The sequence below is a fragment of the Microbacterium umsixpiens genome (assembly GCF_053543675.1).
The window spans coordinates 2,065-4,145 of sequence record NZ_JBLVOH010000174.1 but is presented as its reverse complement, the minus strand read 5'-3'; the positions used below and the strand labels follow the sequence as shown (position 1 = coordinate 4,145).

The following is a 2,081-nucleotide window of genomic DNA, read 5'->3' as shown; positions in this document are numbered from 1 at the left end:
TCGTGCTCGCCGACGGCCCGTAACCGACCAGCTGCACCCGCGGGTCGGCGACCGCGGTCGTGCCGCGGCCGTTCCGGTCGAGCTGGATGCCGCCGGCCGCGCTGCGCAAGTGCAGGGGCGCCAGGTGGCTGATGGCCGGACGGAAACCCGTGGCCCAGAGGATGACGTCGACGTGCTCGAAGCTGCCGTCGGCCCAGCGCACGCCGCCGGGCTCGATGCGCTCGAACATCGGGCGCCGTGCGGCATAGGCGCCCAGACGCTCGGCTTCGCGTTCCTGCGGGCGCAGCATGAGTCCGGTGACGCTGACCACGCTCTCGGGAGGGAGTCCTGCGGCGACGCGCTGCTCGACCAGAGCGACCGCGGCCGCACCGGCTTCGGGCGTGAAGTCGTCGTTCCGCCACACGGGTTCCCGACGGGTGACCCAGAGCGTGTCGGTGATCGGGGCGAGGGCGCCGAGGAACTGCACCGCGGACGCCCCACCGCCCACCACGAGTACCCGCTTGCCGAGGAAGTGCTCGGGGCCGGGATAGTCGACCGTGTGCAGCTGCTCCCCGACGAAGGTCTCCATCCCGGGGTAGTGCGGGAGGAACGGATGCGACCACGTCCCCGTCGCGTTCACCAGCGTGCGGGTCGTCCACTCCCCCTCCCGCGCTCGCACGATCAGGAGTCCGTCTTCGTCCTCGACGCGTTCCACGTGCACCGGTCGGAGCACCGGGAGTGCATGCGTGCGCTCGTATGCCGCGAAGTAGTCGGGGACGGCCACGTTGGCACGGGCTCCGTCACGCGGCGGCGGCGTGTCGCCGGGCAACTCGGCGACACCGTGCACGTCGCGCATCGTCAGGGCGTCCCAACGGTGCTGCCAGGCGCCTCCAGGTCGCTCATCCGCGTCGAGGACGACGTGCGAGATGCCGAGCCGCGACAGGTGGAAGGACGCCGAGAGGCCGGCCTGCCCTGCGCCGATCACCAGACTGTCGAGGATGCTCACGAAGAACAGAACGCCCCGCTCCTCCCGGTTGTTCCAGCCCGGTGACGACACTCCCGGGCGGCTGCCGCCGATTGGTGCTCGCGCGGATTCGTGTAGTACTCTTTTCAAGTTGCTCCGGCTTCTACGGAGCGGCATCTGGGCCTGTGGCGCAGCTGGTAGCGCACCTGCATGGCATGCAGGGGGTCAGGGGTTCGAGTCCCCTCAGGTCCACAACGAAACCCGCGAGAGATCGCGGGTTTTCTTGTTTTTCCGGGGCCTTTCGAAGCTGCGATGATCACCGGGAGCCGCGGGGAACGTCGCCGTCATAGGCTGACGACATGAGTAGAACCGATCGCGCCAGTCTCCTCGTCCACGTCGGCCGCGACGAGACGTTCGCTGCCTTGACCAGCCGCGAAGCGCTGCTCACCTGGCTGCCTCCCCACGGGATGCACGGGCGGTTCGAACGCTTCGACATGCGTGAAGGCGGCTCGTATCGACTGGTTCTCACGTATGACGACCCCACCGACTCGCCGGGCAAGACCTCGGCCGACTCGGACGCCTCCGAGGTACGCGTCGCGCGGATCGTGCCGGGCGAGCTCATCGTGCAGGAGGTCGACTTCGACTCCGACGACCCGACGTTCCACGGCACTATGCGGATGGAGTGGCGTGTCCGCAGCGTGGCGGAGGGGACGGAGGTCGAGCTGACGGCCCGCGACGTGCCCGAGGGCGTCCGCGCCCGCGACCACGCGCAAGGACTGACATCGTCGCTGGCGAATCTCGCCGCGTATCTCGAGCCCTGATTCCCGGCGCCGTGGCTAGCGTGCGACTTCATGAGCGTCAACCCGGTTCATTCCGCACGCTCCAGGATCTAGCGTGAACGCACCTCGACGAAAGGATGCGATCATGTCGAACCCCATCATTCCTCCGGTCCCTCCCGTCCCCCACGATGACGATGCGGCCGACGTGCCCACCAGGGACGTCGACGGTGAGCGCGTCCTCGATCCGGATGTCGATGACGCTCTCGTCGACAGCGCCGAGGCCGATCGCGTCGCCGCGGGAGCGGACGAGGAAGACCCTCTGACCTGATCAGGTTCGCGGAGAACACGGAAGCGGGGGG

Annotated in this window: 3 protein-coding genes and 1 tRNA gene; 3 read left to right on the top strand and 1 reads right to left on the bottom strand. The window is 68.8% G+C overall.

Annotated features, from left to right (window positions below; genetic code table 11):
• Positions 1 to 985, bottom strand: a 985-nt coding sequence (locus tag ACNPM4_RS16710; protein WP_448986434.1) for an NAD(P)-binding domain-containing protein, incomplete at its 3' end; no start/stop codon positions are given.
• 137 nt (positions 986 to 1,122) lie between these two features.
• On the opposite strand from ACNPM4_RS16710, the gene ACNPM4_RS16705 reads away from it, so the two are divergent.
• The 3 genes from ACNPM4_RS16705 (at position 1,123) to ACNPM4_RS16695 (ending at position 2,050) form a co-directional block, all read left to right on the top strand.
• A tRNA-Ala gene (locus ACNPM4_RS16705) sits at positions 1,123 to 1,195 on the top strand.
• 107 nt (positions 1,196 to 1,302) lie between these two features.
• A complete protein-coding gene (locus ACNPM4_RS16700; RefSeq protein WP_029261681.1) occupies positions 1,303 to 1,764 on the top strand; it encodes an SRPBCC domain-containing protein in 462 nt (153 codons plus the stop codon).
• 103 nt (positions 1,765 to 1,867) lie between these two features.
• The gene (locus ACNPM4_RS16695; RefSeq protein ID WP_448986425.1) at positions 1,868 to 2,050 is read left to right on the top strand and encodes a hypothetical protein; all 183 of its coding nucleotides are present in this window, start codon (positions 1,868 to 1,870) and stop codon (positions 2,048 to 2,050) included.
• The last annotated feature ends 31 nt before the right edge of the window (positions 2,051 to 2,081 follow it).

Bases quoted from the DNA above. Each gene is read 5' to 3' on its own strand.
- ACNPM4_RS16700 (WP_029261681.1), top strand. From the start codon at position 1,303: ATGAGTAGAACCGATCGCGCCAGTCTCCTCGTCCACGTCGGCCGCGAC.
- ACNPM4_RS16695 (WP_448986425.1), top strand. From the start codon at position 1,868: ATGTCGAACCCCATCATTCCTCCGGTCCCTCCCGTCCCCCACGATGAC.